Here is a 20,837-nt window from a genome sequence, read left to right as displayed (position 1 = left end):
TCATGCGTAACTCATTCAAACCCAACGATTTTCTTCCGAGCGCGATTCAGCATGACGATCGGGATTCGGCAGCGGCCTCGGAGGTTGCAAGGACGGAGGGCCCACAGGTCGAGGCCAGCATGCAGTTCGCCTGGCAGGCGCCGTGGTCGTCGGTTGGAGAGACCCAGCCCGGGTGGTGGCCGGCCTTTGAGCTGTCCAAGGATGTGAGGGCAACGCGCACACCCGACCGCTTCATCAAAAAGCAGATCGAGACCAACGTCGTGGCCCTGATCGCCGATGAGGGAATTGAAGTTGCCCGTGCAGCGCGTGAGGAGGATCAGGCGGCCCAGGATACGATCCACAGCCGCATCGAGCGGCTTCGTGCCGCCATAGAGGCGAGGTCGACCGACGCCCATGTTTTCGAGACGAAGCTCGATTCCCGATCTGCGGAGGGAGTGCCTTCAAATGAACAGTCAGAGGAAGAGGCGGCTCATGTCTGCCATGACCCCATTGCGGAGGATATTGAACTGACCGTCGACGATGATCCCGTCCTGGAAGATTTTTACGCAAACGCAAGCCAGGAGACCGTCATCGATACGACCGCCGAAGAGAATACTGACCAGTTGACTGTTGAGACAGGGCTCTCCGATTCCGCGGAACTGCTCCTGCCTGTTCCAGTCTCTCCTATGCATCCGGTCTTCTCAGGATTCGCTTTCCACTCGAGCCTCTATCAGGTGGCCATCACGCCCGGATCCTTCCTGATCGATGACACTCCGGCAGAAGCTGAGAGCTTCGACCTAGGGACACCTGCCGAGGAAACGTACGACGCGAATGAGTTCGAGTGGCCCGCTGCGCCTGGGGAGCGCGGCCTTTCGCCCCTGGAATCGGAAGAAGTGGTTGCGTCGGACGTTGCTGAGCCTGCCTCGGGAGACGCAGTCGTGCATGATGCGGCTGACGGGATCGATCTGGGGTATTTGGCCTTGTTCGGCAACGAGTTTGCACCCGCAGGAATGGTGAACGAGCTGCCTGCCGCCGCCGAATGCCAGGAAACCTCGGCTGAACCGGTCGTCAGCATGATGGTGGAGGATGCCCCTCCGGCACTGTCAGGCCAGGTGGCTAAGGTGATCGAGTTCCCGGTGCCCGAGCGGACGGTTCAGGAGCGGAGAAAGAGCGCTAGTTATGAGCTTCCGTCCATCGAATTGCTCGCCCCGCCGCCGCCGCGAGAGGGTGAGATTCTCACCGAGGATATCCTCGAGGAGCGGGCCGGCCGCGTGGAAAAGGTCATCCGCGACTTCGGGGTGAAGGGCGAGGTCATTCACGTTCATCCCGGGCCTGTGGTCACATTGTACGAACTCGAGCCTGCTCCAGGTGTCAAATCCTCGCGGGTCATCGCGCTCTCGGAGGATATCGCCCGCTCCATGAGCGCCGTCTCGGCGCGCGTTGCGGTGATCCCCGGACGAAACGCCATCGGCATCGAACTTCCGAACGCGACCCGGGAGACGGTCTACCTCCGGGAGATGCTGGAAGCAGCAGATTTCCAGGGATCGGTTCAGAAGCTTCCGATCTGCCTCGGCAAGACCATCGGCGGCGAACCGGTGATCGCCGATCTCGCCCGCATGCCGCACCTGCTCGTCGCCGGCACCACCGGCTCGGGCAAGTCGGTGGCGATCAACACCATGATCCTGTCCCTGCTGTACCGCTTTACCCCGGAGCAGTGCCGCCTGATCATGGTCGATCCCAAGATGCTCGAATTGAGTGTCTATGACGGCATTCCCCATCTGCTCACCCCGGTGGTCACCGACCCGAAGAAGGCGATCATCGCATTGCGCTGGGCGGTGCGCGAGATGGAGGACCGCTACCGCAAGATGTCGAAGCTCGGCGTGCGCAACATCGACGGCTTCAACGCCCGCGTGGTCGAGGCGAAAGCCCGTGGTGAGGTGATTACGCGGACCATCGAAACGGGGTTCGATAAGGAAACCGGAAAGTCCGTCTACGAGGAGGTCACGATCGACCTGACGCCGATGCCTTACATCGTGGTGATCGTCGACGAGATGGCCGACCTGATGATGGTGGCCGGCAAGGAGATCGAAGGCGCGATCCAGCGCCTGGCCCAGATGGCCAGAGCGGCCGGCATTCACGTGATCCTGGCGACGCAGCGGCCGAGCGTCGAYGTGATCACCGGCACGATCAAGGCGAAYTTCCCGACCCGGATCTCGTTCCAGGTGACCTCGAAGATCGACAGCCGCACGATCCTCGGCGAGATGGGCGCYGAGCAGCTCTTAGGCCAAGGCGACATGCTGTACATGGCCGGCGGCGGGCGGATCACGCGCGTGCACGGGCCGTTCTGCTCGGATATCGAAGTCGAGAAAGTCGTCACGCATCTCAAGGCCCAGGGTGAGCCGGTCTATCTCGATGCCGTCACGGCTGATGATGAGGCCCCGGAGGAATTGGAGGTCCCGGAGCTGCCCGTCGATGATGACGATGCCGGTTTCGCATCGGGGGATGCCTACGAGCAGGCGGTCGGCATCGTCCTACGGCACAGGAAGGCGTCGACATCCTACATCCAGCGCCGGCTGCAGATCGGCTACAACCGGGCGGCGTCCATCATGGAGCGCATGGAAAAGGAAGGGATCGTGGGCCCGGCCAACCATGCCGGCAAGCGCGAGATCCTGCGGGGAGAGTTCGAGGCTTAACGCAAGAGCAAACAAGCGCCGCCAAGACTTACGAGGCGGCGCGAAACCGCTCGAATGCCGTGATCCTCTGAGTGAACGGCTCCACGTCCCTGCGGTAGATCTCCTGCCGCAGGAACTTCATCTCCGCCTCATAGGCATCCTCGGCAATCTCGATAAACCATGATTTCGGCCGACCGTTCGTTCCATCGTTCCAACGGTAACCTCGCTTCTTGAGGTTGTCCTTCATGTCGAAGGGAGAGCCTTCCGCCCAGATCCGCAGCAGGGCCTTCCGGGCTGAAGCCAGCAGATGGGACATGGCACAATCTGTATTCCCAGGGAGCGGAGCCACCAACACTTCCAGAAGGGCATGGCAGTCCTCGACCGCACGATGACCCTGATGGAACCATCCGCACTGAGACAGCAGGTAACCCAGCTTCGAGCCCTCGAAGCCGAAGTCCGACCAGGACACCTCCGCATGGGAGCAGGCCCAGGCCTTCAGCGAAAAGCCATGGGCCAGGCGTTCACAGAAGGGCCGGTCGAAGCGGGCGTTGTGAGCGATCACCAGATGAGCGGCCTGGATGAACGCCTCGACGGCATCCAAGTCAATCGTATGCCCCTTCACCATCTCAGACGTGATTCCGGTCAGACGCGTGATTTCGGGGGTGATCGGGACCGTCGGCTCCCGCAAGGCGCTGTAGGTGCCGACGACATCGCCGATGCGACCATCCTCGTGGTACGAGAATGCCACCATGCCGATCTCGATGATTTCATCCCGCGTCTGGTCGAGACCGGTGGTTTCGGTGTCTACGATGACAGCAATCCTTTCGCCTGGGACCGAGATGCGCGGTGCGACGACGGGCCGGGGCTGGAGGCGGCGCAGAACGCGGTACTGCCCACTTGACTCCAAAGCATCGACCGCTGTCTCGAAGTCGGCAGGATGCAGGCGGAAGGTGCGTTTCTGTTCCTGCCGGCTGACGGGGATGCGAGGGGTGGCGGACTTCTGGATTGGCGGGGCAGTCTCGACCACTCCGAGAAACAGATCGGCCTGTCCCTGCATTTGGCACTACTCCTATGGCGGTCATCGATGGTTTTGACTGAAGCTGCGCACCATGGAGCAGGACCTGTCGCCGGTGGGTTAATGAGCGGACCGAGAATTCCGCCTCCGTCTTCAGTTCGACGTTCTTAAGGACATCGAAACGCGACATGTGGAATGCGGATATCGCGAATCTCCTGCTGGTCCGGCGATCAGGCCGACCGTACGCGAATCCAAGTCTGCGATGTTAAGCGGCTGATGCGGAAAGCTTTTCCACTTTCGGGCGTTTAGGCTGGACAAGAAGTTTGCCGGGATCCGTCGGGAGCAGGAGCATGCCTGCGTCGTCGAGTGAAACACGCAATCGCGAAAAAACTTCCTTGATGTGAGCCAGGCCGCCCTTGAAGGCCTGCTTGAAGCTCCTGATGCTCGCGTTGTCCGAACCGAATTGCTGGTGCAGGTTGTCCCAGGTCAGCTTCAGCGGCCGTTGGACCGTACGCAACCGGTACCCGAGCCAGAACAGCATATCGAGCTTCCGTGCCGAGCCGGAGAAGGCACGCGCAGCCCGGATGTCAACCGGCAGCGCATGCTGAATGAGGTTGTCGTAGAAATCCGCGTGGAACTAAACGGTGTTCGACCATAGCAGGCCCTGATCGGAGTTGCCGGTCAACCAGATATCAAGCTGCCGGAACGGGGGACGTTCAGGGTGCTCGATCGTGAAGAGCCAGCCCAGAGGCCGATCTGCATCGTACAGGCTGCAAGCCGGTTCAATTGTTCCTTGAATTGCCTCAGGGTTCCGCGCTCGCCTCCTGTCACCGGAAAGCCCATCTGCTTGATGAAACCGGAGAGACTGTCCGCTGGTATTGCATCCAAGTTTCAAGCGGCAATGGAAAGAGGCATCCGGAGCGACGCAGAGTTCAATGCCGATGTGCTCGGAATTTGGGGCCATCTCAGAAGCATTTAGAGCATTTTTCGGTGAAGTGGATCCGGTTCACCGTCCAAAAATGCGGCAAAGCAAAGAAGAGAGCTGATTCCACGTCAGTGGAAACAGCTCTAGCTCGATGGCCGCGCTGAATCCGATACGTGTCTGCGCAGACCCCTATGCGGCAAGCCGTTTTGTCACGCTGAATCGCATGCATGGTTACGCAGAATTCGATACGCGCCCACGCAGACTTCTATGCGGCGGCCGAGGTTAAGCTTTGGAAGTGCAAGAGTTTTTCCTCTCTGCATATACCCGACTCATACTCTTCCTGAATCTGAATCGATTCAAATACTTACTTATGGGTCTGATGCAGTTGATTTTTTGAGGAAGTTTTCCGCCTCCGATCGATATCTGGCAGCGCATTGGAAGGAGGACATCGTTCTCCAGCAAAGAGGGGCGAATCGAACTCTTCGTTGATCCAGAGCTCAGGTATCTTGGACGCGACGGTGTCCCCGGTACTCGTTCTTCGGATGCACAATCCTGTCGAGATGCTGTTACGCATCAGGACCCCGCCGGTGCGTCCAGTGACGGATGTTGACGATCTATTAACCATGGTTGCAGATCATTCCCGAATGACAAGGCTGGCTCACAGTCGAATTTTCTGGGGCGGAGTAGCAATAGGGAGCCCGATGAGTATCGAGGGAAATCTGGATCAGAAGGAGCTGCGCCCGCGCCTTGGCTCTGATGCACGGGAGCAGATCGGAGCCCACCTCCAAGCTGTCTTCGCGGAGATCGAGGGGCAGCCGATCCCCGATGAGCAGATCGATCTGCTGCTCGCGCTACGGCGAGTCGAGCGCGAACGCGGGCGCAAGGAGGCTTGAGCGGAACAGAGCCGCCGGTACGCCGTTGTCGAGACTCGACGGTCACCAGGAGCGGTCAGCCCCATGCCTCGCGAAGTCACGGACCCCGAGGGCATCACATGGACCTGTATCCAGGCCTTCTCAGGCCTGGGTAAGGATCCGGAGAAGGCCGAGGCGGCTCGAGTCGATGGGAAGGATGACGTCTATAAGGTGGTTTGCACGCCGTCCGGTGGTGCGCAATCCGTGCGCATCGAACTGCCCGGCGATTGGGAACGGAACGTTTCCGATGAGCAATTGCTCGACATGATACAGGCTCAATACAGGCTCAGTTGAAACAGGTTTCTTGACCGACCGGCAGAGCCGTCTCTATCTCCTCATGCCGCTCCGATCTTCACATCGTCCGGTTGGACAGGAGGGATGGACGGGGCAGTGTCCGTTTCTGTCGCATTGCCTCTGCAAAGGAGCTCCTGGACGAGACCGGCCGTGTCATTCGTCAGAAATCCAGTTTCGACCTAGGCTCCAGAGCTCGAAAGCCTCGGGAAGCCACCTGGACCCTGCACACGCTGCCAGGCTCCCGACCTTGCCTCTGCGCGACTCTGCCACGGCCCATCACAAACCTGCATCTGCCGATCACGCCGGTCGAACCGAACCGGCATGCTGACATTGTCATGATTGGGGACAATTTCTCCTCGTTACGGTCGGGGTACGACCCAGCAGATGAAGGTACGATCATGGCTACGAACACGAAGGGTGGATCTTCTCAACCGAGCAAGAGCCGGAAAACACCGGCGAAATCGGCGTCAAAGTCGACCTCGCGATCGGCGTCCGTAAAGCAGACTGGCGCTCCCAAGCGTGCGCAACCCAAGGCAATGGCCAACTCACGGTCCATGTCTAAGTCTCAGGCCCTTCCGGCGAAGTCCCGGTCCTCTGCGGGAACCCAGAGGAAACCCCGCTCGACCTCTGGTGCGGCGCGGTCGCGATCCACAGCGGCGTCCCGCTCGCAAGCGAGCATGATGAACCCGATGGCATGGCTCTCGTCGCTCGAGACGACGCTCACCTCACCACAGGCTCGCGCCGTGATGGCAGAGGCACTCAGGGCGATTGCGAACGTGCTGGAGAAGCCCCAGGGAGAAGGACAGGCAAAGCAGGCTGGTGGCGCGCAGGAAGGCAGGAAAGCCGTATCGGCTGCTGGAAGCTTGGGCGCCGAGATCGTTGCTGCTCCGCTTGAGGTCGCCGCGGCTGCCATCGGAGCCGCAGGCGAGGTCCTGACAGGCGCCCTTGGCGGCTCGTCAGGGGAGGGGCCTGGCGGCAGAGGCAGCCGAAAGACCACTTGACGGTTCTCCGTGAGGAGGAAAAACAACGATAACCAGTGACGAGCGCATCGTGCGGAATTAGAGGTCCGCACTGACCCATGCGTCCGCGACGATGGCCATCGGTCCCGAAAGGCGTTCCGCTTTTGGGCTCGATGGTCTAGCGTTCCGGCTCTCGTTCGATGATGCGGGCGACTTTGGCTCGACGATCAATCTTCGCCTCAGGAAGACTCCGATGACATTCGCGAAACTGCTCAGTGTTGCTCTCTTCTCCGGAATGCTTGCCGCCGGCCCCGCGATGGCCCAGGACCGAACGGTGAGGATCGCCGTGGAGGGAGCCTACGCGCCGTGGAACTTCACCGGTGCAGGCGGCAAGCTCGAGGGCTTCGAGATCGACCTCGCCAATGACCTCTGCGCCCGCATGAAGGTGAAATGTGAGATCGTCGCTCAAGACTGGGATGGCATGATCCCGGCCCTGAATGCGAAGAAGTTCGATGCCATCATGGATGCCATGACCATCACCGAAGAGCGCCGGAAAGCCATCGACTTCAGCGACCGTTACGCCGATTCCCCGAACGGCTTCCTCGTTGCCAAGGACTCGCCGCTCGCCAAAATGCCGGGCACGGGGCAATCCTACAATCTCTCCAGCCAACCTGCGGAGGCGGAAAAAGCTATCGACACCATCAAACCCTTGCTGAAGGGCAAGACTCTCGGTGTGCAGGTCTCGACCATCCAGCCCGCCTTCGCCGACAAGTACCTGAAGGATAGCGTGGATATTCGCGAGTATAAGACCGTGGAGCAGCACGATCTCGATCTCGCGTCTGGTCGCCTCGATGCCGTGTTCGCCGGTGCGACCCAGATCATGGGGACGCTTGAAAAGCCCGATTTCAAAACCGGATACGCGCTCGTCGGCCCCTCACTGACGGGTGGGGTGCTCGGCGGAGGAATCGGCATCGGCTTGCGTAAGGACGACGCCGAATTGAAGACCAAATTCAACAACGCCATTCACTCGTCCATTCAGGATGGCACCGCCAAGACCCTGTCGATGAAGTGGTTCAAGGTCGACGTCACGCCGCAGGGCTAGCGGTTCAATTCCCGGCTCTCAGGTGAGTGCTCAGGGCCTAAGAACGGATGCGGGTTCCGTACGAACAACACGGATCGCCTCAAAAGGATGGCAGAGCGTCGGTCGAAGAGACTGCAGGCCCGGCGGTCGTCAGGATATGGAATATCGTCTGCTGAGGCATGCAAGTTTGCGAACCGCGACACCCTGTCCCGAGTTTGCCTCGGATCACCCCTGGACCTTCTCACAGGCAAGGGTGACATCGATCACTCCTAGGCGGCGTTACATCCACGCGCCGGTGTCTTGACTTCGCCGTTCGGTAGGCAGATTGTAAATCAATGGTAGCGTGATCCGGAGCAGGATCCGTACGACCTCTCCGCCACACCGCGTAACGTGACAACGCCGTCTGGTTGGACGATCCCCCATGGACAAACCCTTGCGAGAGGCCCGAGAGGGCCGGAACAGCCTTTCACTGCCCTCAAAGGTGACGATCACGCTTCATGTCAACGACGTGGCGCGCACGCTGACCGTTGCACCGTGGACGACCTTGCTCGACGCGCTGCGCGAAGATCTGGATCTGACCGGCACCAAGAAGGGCTGCGATCACGGCCAATGCGGCGCCTGCACAGTGCTCGTGGATGGACGCCGGGTGACGTCCTGTCTTGTCCTCGCGATCAGGCTGGAGGGCGCTCGAGTGATCACCGTCGAAGGATTGGCGAAGGATGGTGCTCTGCACCCGGTGCAGCAGGCCTTCATCGACCACGACGCTTTCCAGTGCGGCTACTGCACACCCGGCCAGATCATGTCGGCCGTTGCCCTGATCGGCGAAGGCAGGGCGCACACCGCTGACGAGATCCGCGAACTGATGAGCGGAAATATCTGCCGCTGCGGTGCGTATCCCCGGATCGTTGCGGCGATCCAGCAGGCCATGGCTGTGATGGGAAGCAAGCCATGATCAACTTTCAATTTGCCCAAGCGACCGACGTTGGCGACGCTCTCCGCCAGATCGCCGCCGATCCGGATGCCAGATTCATCGCCGGGGGCACCAACATAGTGGACCTGATGAAATATGATGTCGAGCGCCCCGGGCGGCTCATCGACATCTCGCATCTGCCACTCAGGACCGTCGAGGAAACACCGAGCGGGGGCTTGCGCATCGGCGCCCTCGTGCCGAACAGCGACTTGGCCTACCATTCGCTGGTTGAAGCGCACTATCCCTTGTTGTCGAGCGCGATCCTGGCGGGTGCGTCGCAGCAATTGCGCAACATGGCATCGACCGGCGGAAATCTGATGCAGCGCACGCGGTGCCTGTACTTCTATGACACAGTGACCCCATGCAACAAGCGCGAGCCCGGCAGCGGCTGCTCCGCAATCACCGGCATCAACCGCACGAATGCCATCCTTGGGACGAGTGATACCTGCATTGCGACGCATCCATCCGACATGTGCGTCGCACTCGCGGCTCTCGAGGCCATGGTGCACGTCGCAGGGCCCTCCGGCGAGCGCGCGATCCCCTTCGCCGATTTCCACCGCCTGCCGGGCGATACCCCGGAGATCGACACCAATCTCGCGCCGGACGAGATCATTGTCGCCGTCGAGCTGCCGCCCAACGGCTTCGCTGGCAATTACAGCTACCTGAAGATCCGGGACCGACTGTCCTATGCGTTCGCACTCGTGTCGGTCGCGGCGGCCCTGGAACTCGAGAACGGGCTCATCAAGGAAGCGCGGCTTGCGCTCGGCGGCGTAGCTCACAAGCCCTGGCGGAGGACGGAGGCCGAAGCGGCCTTGCAGGGCGAGGCTCCTGATCGTGGGGCCTTCGCCAAAGCAGCCGACATCCTGCTGCAGAATAGCCGTGGCTTCGGGCACAATGATTTCAAAATCGGCCTTGCCCGTCGTGCAATCGAGCGCACGTTGACGCAGGCCGCGCGTGGCACGCCTCAAGTCCAGGCCATCAAGAAGATCCGGTGACTGTCATGACCTATATCGGCACCGCCACATCCCGCGTCGATGGCCATGCGAAGGTCACGGGCGCGGCAAAATACGCAGCAGAACCCAAGGCTGCGGACCTTGCTCACGGCAGCGTCGTCACATCCACCATCGCCAAGGGCAGGATCGCGCGCATCGACGTGAGCGATGCCCTGCGGGTCGACGGCGTGATCGACGTACTCACGCACACGAACCGGCCTCGGATGGCCGCCAGCGACAGCGGCTACAAGGACGACCTGACTCCAGACGGTACGCCCTTCCGTCCTTTATACGGTGACACGATCCTGTTCGACGGCCAGCCGGTGGCGCTGGTCGTGGCCAACGATCTGGAGACCGCTCAGTTCGCCGCCTCCCTGGTTCAGGTCGACTACGATGAGGAGCCGCACGTCACGGACATGCAACGCCAGCGCGATGGAGCGTCTGTCTTGAAAGCCGCTGCGGACCCCGGCTCGAATCCCTTCGCCCCGCCAAAGCCGCGCGGCAACGCCAAGGCGGCGCTCGCGGCAGCGGCCGTGCGCCATCAGGGCGAGTATTCCGTCCCGATCGAGCATCACAACCCGATCGAGCTCTATGCCTCGACAGTGATGTATGAGCACGACGGCAAGCTCACCATCTACGACAAGACCCAGGGCGTTCAGAATGTCCAACGCTATCTCTGCGGCGCGCTCGAGCTCGCACCGGACCGCGTTCGCGTGCTCTCACCCTTCACGGGCGGTGCGTTCGGCTCAGGGTTGCGGCCGCAATATCAGGTGGTGCTCGCCGCGCTGGCGGCGCTCGCATTAAAGCGCTCTGTGCGTGTCGGGCTCACCCGGCAGCAGATGTACGGGCTCGGCTATCGGCCGGCCATGACCCAGCGGATCGATCTCGGTGCCAAAGCCGATGGATCCCTTGAGGCGATTGCGCACGACGCCGTCACCGTGACCTCGCAGTACGAGCACTTCTACCGGCAGGAGACCGGCTGGTCCGGCCTGCTCTATCGGTGCCCCAATACGACATACGCGCACAGGCTCGCGCCGCTTGACCTTCCAACCTCGTGCGACATGCGCGCACCGAGCGCAGCGACCGGCGTTTATGCTCTCGAATGCGCGATGGACGAGCTGGCGGTCTCGCTCGGGCTCGATCCTCTCGATCTGAGATTGCGCTGTTATTCGGACCGCGATCAGATCGCCGACCGGCCCTACAGCAGCAAGAACCTGCGGGAATGCTACCACAGAGGCGCCGAAGCGTTCGGCTGGGACAAGCGCAACCCTGAGCCGCGCTCGATGCGCGATGGCAGCGAGCTGGTGGGCTGGGGAATGGCGACCGGCGTCTGGGAGGCATTGCAGGTGCCGATCGCGGTGCGCATCGTGCTCACCGCCAATGGTCACGCCGAGGTGTCCTGCGCGACCTCCGACATCGGCACCGGCACCTACACGATCATGGCTCAGGTCGCAGCCGACATGCTGGGCCTTCCGCTCGAGAACATCAGCGTCAAGCTCGGCGACTCGACCCTGCCGCAATCGCCCGTCGAAGGAGGGTCATGGATTGCGGCCTCGGTCGCCAACGGGATCGTGACGACCTCCAGCGCGATCCGCCGCGAATTGTTGAACCTCGCCAAGACGGTGCCGAATTCGCCGCTTTCGGACGTTGGGCCCGATGACGTCCGGCTCGCCGACGGCAAGCTCGTGAGCGACAAGGATCCGGCCCGCACGGTGTCGATTGCAGACGCCATGCGGCATGGCGGCGTCGATCGCATCGAGCGGGAAGAGACAACGCATTTTCCTAAGAACGAAGCGCATTCCCACAACACGCATTCGGCAGTCTTCGCCGAGGTCAAGGTAGACGAGGAGCTCGGGGTTATCCGTGTCACCCGCGTCGTCAGTGCGGTCGCGGCGGGACGCATCCTGAACACCAAGACCGCCAGCAGCCAGATTCTGGGCGGGGTGGTATGGGGCATCGGCATGGCGCTGCACGAGGAAACGCTCCTCGATCACGGCTTCGGGCGCGTCATGAACGCCAACATCGCGGAATACCACGTGCCGGTGAACGCCGACATACACGATGTCGAGGTGATTTTCGTCGACGAGCCGGACGACAGCATCAACCCGCTCGGCATCAAGGGTTTGGGCGAGATCGGCATCGTCGGCGTTGCCGCCGCGATCGCCAACGCGGTCTATCACGCGACCGGGAAGCGTGTCCGCGACCTGCCCATCACATTGGACAAGGTTTTCCAGTAGACCAGGGCGCAAGCACACCCGAAGTGGCCTTAAATCTCGGCTTTAGTACTAGATCCGGCCCATGTGATCGCTGCTGGCTTGCTACGCTATCAGCGGTCGATCATTCTTCGGATGGCAATATCGTTCGAACACGTTTCAGGTTCTCGAACCTGCCAATGTTGATGTCGAATAGTGATAGAGCGGTGGCACGGCTAAGAAGCTTCGTGGTGCAGATGACAAAAATTCAGTCTTCTCAGTTGCTTGGGCTGGCTGGGGGACCTGGATTCGAACCAAGACTAACGGAGTCAGAGTCCGCTGTTCTACCATTAAACTATCCCCCATCGAAGCCATCGAACCCTTGGCCTTTCCTGAGGCTTTGTCTCAGCATCGGAGGCGGGGATTCGAAACCGGCGTCGCGGTTGGCGGTGAGATAGGGGGCTTTTGGGGGCGCGTCAAGCCTTGAAATGGGGTTCGGGCGGGTCTTCCGCTAATCGTCGAGTGCGCCGCCTTCCGGCGGGGAGTCCAGGTCGAGGCCGGACCGGAGGGCGGCTTCGTCCGCCGCGTCCTCGGCGTCGGCCGCGATGCGCTCGTAGCGGTCGAGGGCGCCCTGGAGGATATAGGCGGCGGCCATCTTGTCGACCGCGTCGGCCCGCTTGGCCCTGGACGCATCCGCGTCGAGGAGCGTGCGGGTCACCACCATGGTGGACATGCGCTCGTCCCAGAACAGGACGGGCAGCGGCAGGAGGGGCTTCATGTTGCGCACGAAGGCGCGGGTCGCCTGGGAGCGGGGGCCCTCCGTGCCATCCATGTTGAGCGGCAGGCCGAAGACGAGGCCGCCGACCTCGTAGCGGGCGACGAGATCCTTGATGCGGCCCACATCGGGGGTGAATTTCACCCGCTTGATCGTCTCCAGCGGGGTAGCGATGCGCCGCTCCACGTCCGAGAGGGCGAGGCCGATGGTCTTGGTGCCGAGATCGAGGCCCATGAGCCGGGCGCGGGGCGGCAGGCCGTCGATGAAGGCGACCAGTTCGTCGTCTCGTGAGATCATGGGCGGCCTCCTCGTGCATCTGCCGGCTTTCAGCCAGTATAGAGGAAGTAGGCCGGCGTCGAGACGGGAGAGCGGAGTTCAAATGCGCAGGTATCATCCCCGGCGGCCGTCGGGCCGGGAAGGGGGATCCATGATGGTGAGCCTGCGGGTGGATTCCCTTCCCCTTCGCTACGCTCCGGCCGGGAATGACAAACTCATGTCACGCTGCGCTCGTCAGATCGGGAGATGAGGGAGCAGGACTTGCGGTGCCGGCGCGGGACGGCAGCGCTTCTCCGGAACGCTTGAAGAGGTGGCAGGACTCGGGGGCGAGGTCGAGGCCGATGGTGCTACCGACCTCATGGCGCGCGTCGCCCGGCTCGCGGACGGTCAGGCGGCGGCCCTGGCCGATGTCAACGTAGAGCAGGTGGTTCTCGCCAAGCTCTTCCACCAGCTCGACTCGTCCCGTGAGGGAGCCCTGGGCGCTGACCCGCATGTGGTCGGGCCTGACGCCGAGGGTGACGGCCTCGCCCGGCTGGACGGATTCCGGAGCCGCGGGAACGGACAGGGTGCCGCCGTTGGGAAGGCCCACCAGCACCTCGTCCGGCCCGACACCAGCGACCTGGCATTCGATGAAATTCATCTGCGGCGAGCCGATGAAGCCGGCCACGAAGAGATTGGCCGGCCGGTGATAGAGCTCCAGCGGCGTGCCGACCTGCTCGATCCGTCCTCCGTTGAGCACCACGATGCGGTCGGCCAGCGTCATCGCCTCCACCTGATCGTGCGTCACGTAAATCATCGTTGCGCCCGTGTCGCTGTGGAGCTTGGCGATTTCGATGCGGGTCTGCACGCGAAGCGCCGCATCGAGATTGGACAGGGGCTCGTCGAAGAGGAAGACCTTCGGGTCGCGCACGATGGCGCGGCCGATGGCGACCCGCTGGCGCTGGCCGCCGGAGAGCTGCCTCGGCTTGCGGTCGAGAAGGGTGTCGATCTGCAGCATGCGCGCGGCCTCGCGCACCTTGGCGTCGATCTGACCCTTCGAGGACTTCGCCAGTTCCAGTCCGAAGGCCATGTTGTCGTAGACGTTCATGTGCGGGTAGAGCGCGTAGGACTGGAACACCATGGCGATGCCGCGCTTGGCCGGCACGAGATCGTTCACGCGCTCGCCGCCGATGAAGAGATCGCCCGCCGTGATGTCCTCGAGCCCGGCGATGAGACGTAGCAGCGTGGATTTCCCGCAGCCAGACGGGCCGACGAAGACCACGAACTCGCCGTCGCGGATAGCGAGATCGACGCCGTGGATGACCTTCACACGACCGAAGGATTTCTGGACGTTCTTGAGGACGACATCAGCCATTGCGCAGATTTCCTGAACTAGCCCTTCACCGCGCCGGCCGTGAGGCCCGCGACGATCTTGCGTTGGAACACAAGCACCAGGACGATGATCGGGATGGTTACGATGACGGAGCCCGCCATGATCGTGCCCCAGGGCAGCTCATAGGCGGTCGAGCCGCTCATGAGGGCAATGGCGGGCGGCACGGTGCGCCGTTCGTTGGTAAGCGTGAAGGTGAGGGCGAAGAGAAACTCGTTCCAAGACACGATGAAGGCGAGGAGCCCCGTGGTCACGGCGGCCGGTGCCATGAGCGGCAGGAACACGCGCCGAACCACGATCCACGGCGTCGCGCCGTCGACGAAGGCGGCCTCCTCGATCTCCTTCGGCAGCTCGCGCATGAAGGTCGTGAGCACCCAGATCGTGAAGGGCAGGGTGAGCATGAGGTTGGCGAGGATCAGGCCCGGCAGGGTGTTGTAGAGGCCGAAAGCCCGGATCAGCTCGAACATGCCGGCGAGCACGGCTACCTGCGGGAACATGGAAACGGCCAGGATCGTCATGAGCAGCAGCGAGCGGCCGCGAAAGGCGATGCGTCCGAAGGCGTAGGCCGCCGTGATGCCTAAGCCCAGCGACAGAACCACTACCGAGCCCGACACGATGATGGAGTTCAGGATGTTGCGGCCGAAGGGCTGGCGCTCGAACACGGCGATATAGTTCGACGGATCGAAGCTCTCCGGAAGATAGGCCACCGAGAACAGGGCGCTCCCTGTACGGAACGACGAGATGATCGCGTAATAGAACGGAAAGAGCGCGAAGAACGCGATGACGATCACGAGCAGCCAGAAGCCGGTTCGGGCAAGCAATTTCATCGCGGATCCTCACCGAGCCGGACGCGTCCGGCCGCGAGCGTGATCACGACCACGAGGGCGATGATGAGGAAGATCAGCGTCGATGCTGCAGAGCCGAGCCCCACTTCCTGGAAATCGACGAGCTGCTGGCGCGCATAGACGGACATGGAGGCCGTGTCCTTGGAGTTCGACGTCAGGACGTAGATGAGATCGAAGACCCGCAGGGCATCGAGGGAGCGGAAGATCACAGCGACGAGCAGCGCCGGCTTGATGAGCGGCAGGGTCACGCGGAAGAACACCCGGACAGGCGAGACCCCGTCCACTTTCGCCGCCTCGTAGATGTCCTGCGGCAGCATCTGGAGGGCCGCGAGGATGAGCAGGGCCATGAAGGATGTGTGCTTCCAGACATCCACCATGACGGCGGCCCACAGGGCCGTGTCGGCATTGGCCGTCCAGGAGACCGGCGCGGCGATCAGGCCGATGCGCAGGAGGAGGTCGTTGATCACCCCGAACTGGTCGTGCAGCATCCAGCTCCACATCTTGGCCGACACGATGGTCGGGATCGCCCAGGGGATGAGGATGATGGCCCGCATGAGGCCGCGGCCCGGGAACGCCGCGTTCAGGATCAGCGCCACGACGATGCCGAGAACCGTTTCGAGCGAGACGGAGACGAGGGTGAACCACAAGGTGTTCCAAACCGAGCGCCACCAGTCGGGCTCGATCAGGATCCCGAACCACTCGCCGTCGTAATGGGCGAGGTAGTTTTCGAGGCCGATGAATTTGTAGTCGCTCAGGTCGTTGAGGCTGGCATCCGTGAAGCTGAACCAGATCGTCCGCGCGAGGGGCCAGCCCGCGATGAGCGCGACGACGATCAGGCTCGGCGCGATGAAGAGCCATGCCGCCCTGACGCGCGAACGTGTCAGCGACGAACGGCGTCCCTTTGCAGCCTCCTGCACCGGAGCGCCGGCCTCAGCGACGGCGCTGCCCATGATCATTGCCAGCCGTTGCGCTTGATCCGCTTCAGGTCGCGGTCGAGGCGGTTGAGTGCCTGCGCGGGCTCGGAACGCTTCGAGAGAACCTGATGCACCGCGTTGAAGAACTCGGTGGAGACCTTGTTGTAGTTCTGGCCCGTCACGGTGGCAGGTCGGGCGACTGCATTGCTGAATACGTCGACGAGGTCGCCGATGAAAGGATTGGCCTTGGCGATGTCAGCATCGCTGTAGAGCGACACGATGGTCGGGTTGAAGGCGCCTTCGACCGCGCGGCGCTTCTGCTCGGCCTCGCTCGTCAGGTACATGACGAGATCGGTCGCGGCATCGGCGTTCTTCGAATATTTGGACACGGCGAGAAGCTGGCCGCCGAGCGTTCCAGCGTGACGACCGTCCGCGCCGCCTTTCGGCAGGGGCGCGATGCCGACCTTGTCCTTGATGGTGCTGTCGGCACCCTGCGCCAGCGCCCAGGCATAGGGCCAGTTGCGCATGAAGGCGGCATTGCCGGCCTGGAACACGCCGCGCGCTTCCTCTTCCGTATAGTTGAGCACGCCCTCGGGCGTGATCGTGCCGACCCAGCCGGCGGCAATCTTCAGAGCCTCGGCGGCCTTGGGGTTCTCGACCGTCACCTCTCCCTTCTCGTCCACGATGGTGCCGCCGTTGTAGGAGGCTATCCACTCGAGCGCGTTGGTGGTCAGGCCCTCATAGGCGCGGCCCTGCCAGGTATAGCCCCAGAACTCGTTGCGGCCGTCCTTGCGCTCGCCCTCCTGGATGAGGCGGGCGGTCTCGGTGAGGTCGGCCCAGGTCTGCGGCACGGGCCGCTTGTACTTGTCCAGAAGGTCCTTGCGGTAATAGAGCAGGCCCGCATCGGCGAACCACGGCACCGCCATCAGCTTGCCCTCGACACGACTGGTCTCGACCATGGCGGGAAGATGGTCGCCGATGGTGCCCTGCGCCTTGGAGGTCAGATCCAGCAGATGATTGCCCAGGATGCCAGTCCAGACTACGTCGATCTGGAACACGTCGATATCCCCGGCGCCCGCCGCGAGAAGCTGCTGGTAGAGCGCAAGGCGCTCCGTGGCGGAGTTGGGCGTCGAGACGATCTTGACCGTGTTGCCGGTCCTCGATGCCCAGGCGTCGGTGCCCTGCTTGCAGATTTCGTATTCCTTGCCGAGCGCGCTGCACGAGATTGAAATCTCGACGGCCCATGCGCTGGTGGAGGCAAGGAGCCCGGCGGCTGCGGCAACGCTGGCGATGAGGCGGGACATGGCAATCCTCCTGCAGGCTTGATGTTTATTGCTTAGCTTCTTAAAGCCCGACCTTCGGATTTGTTCCTGTGGAACGTGGTCAGGGGCGCGGCTGCCCCATCTCATGTTGCCGAAAGCGAGGGTATTTCCATGAAAATTACGTGGTTCGGTCATTCCGCCTTCCGGCTCGATTTCGCCGGCAGGGCCGTGCTCATCGATCCGTTCTTCACCGGCAATCCGGCGTTCGAGGGCGATAAGGGCAAGATCACCCAGGGGATCTCGCACATCCTCGTCACCCACGGCCATGGGGACCATGTGGGCGATACGGCCGACATTGCGAAGGCGACGGGCGCCAAGGTCGTCACCAATTTCGAGCTCTGCATGTATCTCGCCAAGCAGGGCGTCCAGAACATCGATCCCATGAACACGGGCGGCACGACGGACCAGGACGGCTTCACCGTCACCCTGGTGCGGGCGGACCATTCCGCGGGCCTCGTGGAGATGGACGTGAACTTCCCGCTCGGCAACGCCAACGGCATCATCGTCAAGACTCCGGGCGAGCCGACCATCTACCACATGGGCGACACGGACATCTTCGGCGACATGGCCCTGATCGCCGAGATCCATCAGCCCGACGTGGTCATCGTGCCCATCGGCGACCGCTTCACCATGGGCCCGGAGGTCGCGGCCCTGGCGGTCGAGCGCTATTTCAGTGGCGCCAAAGTCGCCATCCCGTGCCACTACGCCTCCTTCCCGCCGCTCGTCCCCAACGCCGATCGCTTTATCGCGGCCCTGGACGGCAAGGGCATCCAGGTGGTCGTGCCGCACAAGACGGTGGGCGTGACGATCTAAAGATAGCCTCCACGTCATCACCGAGCTTGTCCCGGTGATCCCGATTGTATGAAGCGCGGCGCTTTTCCGTATCGGGATGGCCGGCACAAGGCCGGCCATGACGTTTGAGGGTGGCGTCGCGGCATGGGCCTTCCCCCACATCCAACATTGCCCCCCGAGGCGGGCGGGTGCTATAGGCCGCCCAGCAGAATTCCAAGAGGTTAGACCATTCATGTCGGTCGATGAGAAAACGGTCCGCCGCATCGCCCATCTGGCGCGCATTGCCGTGACGGATGCGGAGGTGCCTCATCTCCAGGGCGAGCTCAACGCGATTCTCTCCTTCGTCGAGCAGCTCAACGAGGTGGACGTGGAGGGCATCGAGCCGATGACCTCCGTGACCCCCATGGTCATGAAGAAGCGCCAGGACGGCGTGACCGATGGCGGCTATGCGGACAAGATCATCCGGAACGCCCCCGCCACTGAGGACAACTTCTTCCTCGTGCCCAAAGTGGTTGAATGAGAATTCGTCATCCCGGCCGGAGCGTCAGCGGAGAGCCGGGATTGCGCAAACCAGTTATTTCTTCCAGACGATCCCGGATCGCTGCAGGGCAGCGTCCGGGATGACAGGATGATCCCGTGACCGAACTGACCCATCTCACGATTGCCGAAGCCCGCGACGGCCTGAAGGCCAAGTCCTTCTCCGCCACCGAGCTCGCGAAGGCCCATCTCGCCGCCATGGAAAAGGCCAGGGCGCTCAACGCCTATGTGCTCGAGACGCCGGAAAAGGCGCTCGCCATGGCCAAGGCCTCGGACGAGAAGCTGTCCAGGGGCGAGGGTGGAGCGCTCGAGGGCATTCCGCTCGGCATCAAGGACCTGTTCTGCACCGACGGCGTGACCACGACGGCGGGCTCGAAGATCCTGGGCAACTTCAACCCTCCTTACGAATCCACCGTCACCCGGAACCTCTGGAACGACGGCGCCGTGATGCTCGGCAAGCTCAACCTGGACGAGTTCGCCATGGGCTCCTCCAACGAGACCAGCGCTTTCGGGCCGGTGGTCTCGCCCTGGCGGCGGGAGGGCTCGAACGTGAGCGCCGGCGCGTCCGGCGCCATCGAAGGCACCCATCTGGTGCCCGGCGGCTCCTCGGGCGGCTCGGCGGCGGCGGTCGCCGCTCACCTGTGCCTGGGCGCCACCGCGACCGATACCGGCGGTTCGATCCGCCAGCCGGCGGCCTTCACCGGCACGGTCGGCATCAAGCCGACCTATGGGCGCGTTTCCCGCTGGGGCACGGTGGCCTTCGCCTCGTCCCTGGACCAGGCCGGCCCCATCGCCCGCACCGTGCGCGACACGGCCATCATGCTGCGCTCCATGGCGGGCCCCGACGACCGGGACACCACCTGCGTCGACCTTCCCGTGCCGGATTTCGAGGCCGCCGTCTCCCGTGGCGTGAAGGGCCTCAAGATCGGCATTCCGAAGGAGTACCGGGTCGACGGCATGTCGCCCGAGATCGAGCAGCTCTGGCACCAGGGCGCCGAGTACCTGCGCGCCGCCGGGGCCGAGATCGTCGAGGTTTCCCTGCCGCACACCAAGTATGCGCTGCCGGCCTATTACATCGTGGCCCCGGCCGAGGCGTCCTCTAACCTCGCCCGCTATGACGGCGTGCGCTACGGCCTGCGCGAGAACGGCCGGGACATCGTCGAGCTCTACGAGAAGACCCGCGCCGCCGGCTTCGGCCGCGAGGTCAAGCGCCGCATCATGATCGGCACCTATGTGCTGTCGGCCGGCTATTACGATGCCTATTACGTCCGGGCGCAGAAGCTGCGCACCCTGATCAAGCGGGACTTCGAGGAAGTCTACGCTAAAGGAGTTCATGCCATCCTCACCCCGGCCACGCCGTCCGCGGCCTTCGGCATCGGCGAGAAGGGCTCGGGCGATCCCGTCGAGATGTATCTCAACGACATCTTCACCGTGACGGTGAACATGGCCGGCCTGCCGGGCATCGCCGTTCCGGCCGGGCGCGACGCGCAGGGGCTGCCGCTCGGCCTCCAGCTTATCGGCCGGGCCTTCGATGAGGAGACCCTCTTCGCGGCCGGGCAGGTGATCGAGGAATCCGCCGGCCGCATCAAACTGCCCCAGGCCTGGTGGGCTTGAACGGCGTGCATCCCACCGTTCCCGTCATCCATCTCTGGGACTGGCTGCCGGCGGCCTTCGATCCGGTCCTGATCCTCATCGCGGTCTGGTTCGGCTGGAAGGCCGACCAGTTCGGCAAGGTGCTGATCATCGGCATGATCGCCCTGGCCGTGTCGGTGCTCGTCTCCTGGGGGATCAGCAGCCTGGGACTGCCCTGGATTGCGCCGGTGCGGTCCGACGGCCTGACCCTGTTCCCGGTCCGCTTCGTCGCCGCGATGCTGTGGGCCAGCAGCGCCTATGCCGCACGCCGCGTGGTCAGGCGTTAAATCTCGGCTAGAGAATCAAACGTCTGAGTGGCAACTGGCTTTGCGCGAAACGATGCGCAAAGCCAAAAACTCAAAGCGCCGGACGCGGCTTGGAATCC

The 20,837-nt window shown here is 62.8% G+C and carries 18 protein-coding genes, 1 tRNA gene and 1 pseudogene; 12 read left to right on the top strand and 8 right to left on the bottom strand.

The features are described 5' to 3' along the window. Positions 1-119 precede the first annotated feature (119 nt). Entirely contained in the window at positions 120-2,672 is a 2,553-nt protein-coding gene (locus AB4097_RS09465) for a DNA translocase FtsK (RefSeq protein WP_442038790.1), read from the top strand. Positions 2,673-2,700: 28 nt separating this feature from the next. On the opposite strand, the gene AB4097_RS09460 is transcribed toward AB4097_RS09465, so the two are convergent. After that, positions 2,701-3,708, bottom strand: a complete 1,008-nt coding sequence (locus tag AB4097_RS09460; protein ID WP_442038788.1) for a 3'-5' exonuclease — start codon at positions 3,706-3,708, stop codon at positions 2,701-2,703. A 223-nt stretch (positions 3,709-3,931) separates the two neighbouring features. Continuing rightward, positions 3,932-4,539 (bottom strand): annotated as a pseudogene (locus AB4097_RS09455) (replication protein RepA); the annotation flags it as partial. 753 nt (positions 4,540-5,292) lie between these two features. Between AB4097_RS09455 and AB4097_RS09450 the strand changes: the two are divergent. The 7 genes from AB4097_RS09450 to AB4097_RS09420 all read left to right on the top strand — a co-directional run bounded on the left by AB4097_RS09450 (position 5,293) and on the right by AB4097_RS09420 (position 12,035). Then, entirely contained in the window at positions 5,293-5,484 is a 192-nt protein-coding gene (locus AB4097_RS09450; protein WP_442038786.1) for a NepR family anti-sigma factor, read from the top strand. 63 nt (positions 5,485-5,547) lie between these two features. Then, the gene (locus AB4097_RS09445; RefSeq protein WP_442038784.1) at positions 5,548-5,796 is read left to right on the top strand and encodes a hypothetical protein; all 249 of its coding nucleotides are present in this window, start codon (positions 5,548-5,550) and stop codon (positions 5,794-5,796) included. A gap of 689 nt (positions 5,797-6,485) precedes the next feature. Further along, positions 6,486-6,797 carry a hypothetical protein gene (locus tag AB4097_RS09440; protein ID WP_442038782.1) on the top strand — a complete coding sequence of 104 codons (312 nt, stop codon included), beginning with the start codon at positions 6,486-6,488 and terminating at the stop codon, positions 6,795-6,797. 211 nt (positions 6,798-7,008) lie between these two features. Next, a complete protein-coding gene (locus AB4097_RS09435) occupies positions 7,009-7,857 on the top strand; it encodes a lysine/arginine/ornithine ABC transporter substrate-binding protein (RefSeq protein WP_442038780.1) in 849 nt (282 codons plus the stop codon). Between the two features lie 400 nt (positions 7,858-8,257). Beyond that, positions 8,258-8,788 (top strand): (2Fe-2S)-binding protein, encoded by a 531-nt coding sequence (locus AB4097_RS09430; RefSeq protein WP_442038778.1) that lies wholly within the window; start codon positions 8,258-8,260, stop codon positions 8,786-8,788. Further along, a complete protein-coding gene (locus tag AB4097_RS09425) occupies positions 8,785-9,801 on the top strand; it encodes an FAD binding domain-containing protein (RefSeq protein WP_442038776.1) in 1,017 nt (338 codons plus the stop codon). Before AB4097_RS09430 ends, AB4097_RS09425 begins: the two co-directional genes overlap by 4 nt. A 5-nt stretch (positions 9,802-9,806) precedes the next feature. Then, a complete protein-coding gene (locus AB4097_RS09420) occupies positions 9,807-12,035 on the top strand; it encodes a xanthine dehydrogenase family protein molybdopterin-binding subunit (protein WP_442038890.1) in 2,229 nt (742 codons plus the stop codon). 246 nt (positions 12,036-12,281) lie between these two features. Here AB4097_RS09420 and AB4097_RS09415 read toward each other — a convergent pair. The 6 genes from AB4097_RS09415 to AB4097_RS09390 form a co-directional block, all read right to left on the bottom strand. Beyond that, positions 12,282-12,355 (bottom strand) — tRNA-Gln (locus AB4097_RS09415). Between the two features lie 146 nt (positions 12,356-12,501). Then, a complete protein-coding gene (gene ruvX / locus AB4097_RS09410; RefSeq protein ID WP_442038774.1) occupies positions 12,502-13,062 on the bottom strand; it encodes a Holliday junction resolvase RuvX in 561 nt (186 codons plus the stop codon). 199 nt (positions 13,063-13,261) lie between these two features. Further along, positions 13,262-14,395, bottom strand: a complete 1,134-nt coding sequence (locus tag AB4097_RS09405) for an ABC transporter ATP-binding protein (protein ID WP_442038772.1) — start codon at positions 14,393-14,395, stop codon at positions 13,262-13,264. Positions 14,396-14,412: 17 nt separating this feature from the next. Next, positions 14,413-15,237 carry a carbohydrate ABC transporter permease gene (locus AB4097_RS09400; protein WP_442038770.1) on the bottom strand — a complete coding sequence of 275 codons (825 nt, stop codon included), beginning with the start codon at positions 15,235-15,237 and terminating at the stop codon, positions 14,413-14,415. After that, complete coding sequence (locus AB4097_RS09395; RefSeq protein ID WP_442038768.1) at positions 15,234-16,211, bottom strand: carbohydrate ABC transporter permease; 978 nt, start codon at positions 16,209-16,211, stop codon at positions 15,234-15,236. The genes AB4097_RS09400 and AB4097_RS09395 overlap by 4 nt, the downstream gene beginning before the upstream one ends. After that, the gene (locus tag AB4097_RS09390; RefSeq protein ID WP_442038766.1) at positions 16,208-17,473 is read right to left on the bottom strand and encodes an ABC transporter substrate-binding protein; all 1,266 of its coding nucleotides are present in this window, start codon (positions 17,471-17,473) and stop codon (positions 16,208-16,210) included. Before AB4097_RS09390 ends, AB4097_RS09395 begins: the two co-directional genes overlap by 4 nt. Before the next feature lie 129 nt (positions 17,474-17,602). On the opposite strand from AB4097_RS09390, the gene AB4097_RS09385 reads away from it, so the two are divergent. From AB4097_RS09385 to AB4097_RS09370, 4 genes are all read left to right on the top strand, one after another. Continuing rightward, positions 17,603-18,304 carry a metal-dependent hydrolase gene (locus AB4097_RS09385; protein ID WP_442038764.1) on the top strand — a complete coding sequence of 234 codons (702 nt, stop codon included), beginning with the start codon at positions 17,603-17,605 and terminating at the stop codon, positions 18,302-18,304. 211 nt (positions 18,305-18,515) lie between these two features. After that, on the top strand, positions 18,516-18,803 hold the full coding sequence (gene gatC, locus AB4097_RS09380) for an Asp-tRNA(Asn)/Glu-tRNA(Gln) amidotransferase subunit GatC (protein WP_442038762.1): 288 nt from the start codon (positions 18,516-18,518) through the stop codon (positions 18,801-18,803). A gap of 116 nt (positions 18,804-18,919) precedes the next feature. Beyond that, a complete protein-coding gene (gatA, locus tag AB4097_RS09375; RefSeq protein ID WP_442038760.1) occupies positions 18,920-20,434 on the top strand; it encodes an Asp-tRNA(Asn)/Glu-tRNA(Gln) amidotransferase subunit GatA in 1,515 nt (504 codons plus the stop codon). A 5-nt stretch (positions 20,435-20,439) separates the two neighbouring features. Continuing rightward, positions 20,440-20,739, top strand: coding sequence for a hypothetical protein (locus AB4097_RS09370; protein WP_442038758.1), 300 nt, complete (start codon positions 20,440-20,442; stop codon positions 20,737-20,739). Positions 20,740-20,837 lie beyond the last annotated feature (98 nt).

This window comes from Microvirga sp. 2MCAF35 (assembly GCF_052115545.1).
Lineage (GTDB): Bacteria > Pseudomonadota > Alphaproteobacteria > Rhizobiales > Beijerinckiaceae > Microvirga.
The sequence above is the reverse complement of the archived record's forward strand: the minus strand, read 5'-3'. Positions and strand labels throughout refer to the sequence as shown.

Coding starts and splice junctions, on each gene's coding strand:
- gatC (WP_442038762.1), top strand. CDS start 18,516: ATGTCGGTCGATGAGAAAACGGTCCGCCGCATCGCCCATCTGGCGCGC.
- AB4097_RS09450 (WP_442038786.1), top strand. CDS start 5,293: ATGAGTATCGAGGGAAATCTGGATCAGAAGGAGCTGCGCCCGCGCCTT.
- AB4097_RS09425 (WP_442038776.1), top strand. CDS start 8,785: ATGATCAACTTTCAATTTGCCCAAGCGACCGACGTTGGCGACGCTCTC.
- AB4097_RS09395 (WP_442038768.1), bottom strand. CDS start 16,211: ATGATCATGGGCAGCGCCGTCGCTGAGGCCGGCGCTCCGGTGCAGGAG.
- AB4097_RS09420 (WP_442038890.1), top strand. CDS start 9,807: ATGACCTATATCGGCACCGCCACATCCCGCGTCGATGGCCATGCGAAG.
- AB4097_RS09405 (WP_442038772.1), bottom strand. CDS start 14,395: ATGGCTGATGTCGTCCTCAAGAACGTCCAGAAATCCTTCGGTCGTGTG.
- AB4097_RS09385 (WP_442038764.1), top strand. CDS start 17,603: ATGAAAATTACGTGGTTCGGTCATTCCGCCTTCCGGCTCGATTTCGCC.
- AB4097_RS09430 (WP_442038778.1), top strand. CDS start 8,258: ATGGACAAACCCTTGCGAGAGGCCCGAGAGGGCCGGAACAGCCTTTCA.
- AB4097_RS09460 (WP_442038788.1), bottom strand. CDS start 3,708: ATGCAGGGACAGGCCGATCTGTTTCTCGGAGTGGTCGAGACTGCCCCG.
- AB4097_RS09445 (WP_442038784.1), top strand. CDS start 5,548: ATGCCTCGCGAAGTCACGGACCCCGAGGGCATCACATGGACCTGTATC.
- AB4097_RS09440 (WP_442038782.1), top strand. CDS start 6,486: ATGGCATGGCTCTCGTCGCTCGAGACGACGCTCACCTCACCACAGGCT.
- ruvX (WP_442038774.1), bottom strand. CDS start 13,062: ATGATCTCACGAGACGACGAACTGGTCGCCTTCATCGACGGCCTGCCG.
- AB4097_RS09400 (WP_442038770.1), bottom strand. CDS start 15,237: ATGAAATTGCTTGCCCGAACCGGCTTCTGGCTGCTCGTGATCGTCATC.
- AB4097_RS09435 (WP_442038780.1), top strand. CDS start 7,009: ATGACATTCGCGAAACTGCTCAGTGTTGCTCTCTTCTCCGGAATGCTT.
- AB4097_RS09390 (WP_442038766.1), bottom strand. CDS start 17,473: ATGTCCCGCCTCATCGCCAGCGTTGCCGCAGCCGCCGGGCTCCTTGCC.